We start from the raw sequence: 859 nt of genomic DNA, 5'->3' as shown, positions 1-859 counted from the left end.
GCAGAGGGGGTTAGGGTTGGAAGGGTTACGGCGGTCACAGCGCGGGGGAAACGCCCGGTCCCATTCCGAACCCGGAAGCTAAGACCCGCAGCGCCGATGGTACTGCACCCGGGAGGGTGTGGGAGAGTAGGTCACCGCCGGACAATCATTTACAGGCCACCCCTTTTGTTGGCCCAGGTTCAGGCCCCGCAACACTGTTGCGGGGCCTGAACCCGCTTAACCCCCCGCAGCACCAGCCCAGGACCGGGCCGGCCGGTTTCGACTGCCGTTCAGCCGGCGTCCGGTCCGCGGGGAATGGCGGGTGTTGTGAAGTTCATCCCACCGGCCGCGCACCCACGCCAACCTGGTTAGGTGGTGCTCCGCAGCCGGACACCCTGGTGCGCAGATAATGCGGGTTGCTGGCGTTCTTGGTCACCGGACCTGCCCACCCACGCGCACTTGCCTGGGTGGTGCTCCGCGGCCGGACACCCTGGTGCGCAGATATTGCGGGCTGTTGGCGTTCTTGGTCACCGGACCTGCCCACCCACGCGCACTTGCCTGGGTGGTGCTCCACACCTGGACTGCCCGGTGCGCAGATAATGCGGCCTGCAGGCGCTCCTGGTGGCCAGAGATGCGCACCCAGCGATGCCGGCGCCTCCCATACAAGTTGCTCGGTGCGCAGATAATGCGGACTTCTGAGGTCTAGGTCATCAGAGCTGCGCACCCAGCCATGCTGGCCTCCCATACAAGTTGCTCGGTGCGCAGATAAAGCGGGTTGCTGGGGCCCAGGCAGCCGGAGCTGCGCACCCACGCCTACCTGCCGGGTGTTGCTCCACACCTGCACTCCCCGGTGCGCAGGTAATGCGGGCTGTTGGCGTTC

General features: G+C 66.4%; 1 rRNA gene. It reads left to right on the top strand.

The features are described 5' to 3' along the window. Window positions 1-26 precede the first annotated feature (26 nt). Window positions 27-143: ribosomal RNA gene (rrf, locus tag AL3_RS17920) — 5S ribosomal RNA — on the top strand. Window positions 144-859 lie beyond the last annotated feature (716 nt).

It is taken from the genome of Arthrobacter luteolus NBRC 107841 (genome assembly GCF_001552075.1).
GTDB lineage: Bacteria > Actinomycetota > Actinomycetes > Actinomycetales > Micrococcaceae > Arthrobacter_B > Arthrobacter_B luteolus.
The sequence above is the reverse complement of the archived record's forward strand: the minus strand, read 5'-3'. Positions and strand labels throughout refer to the sequence as shown.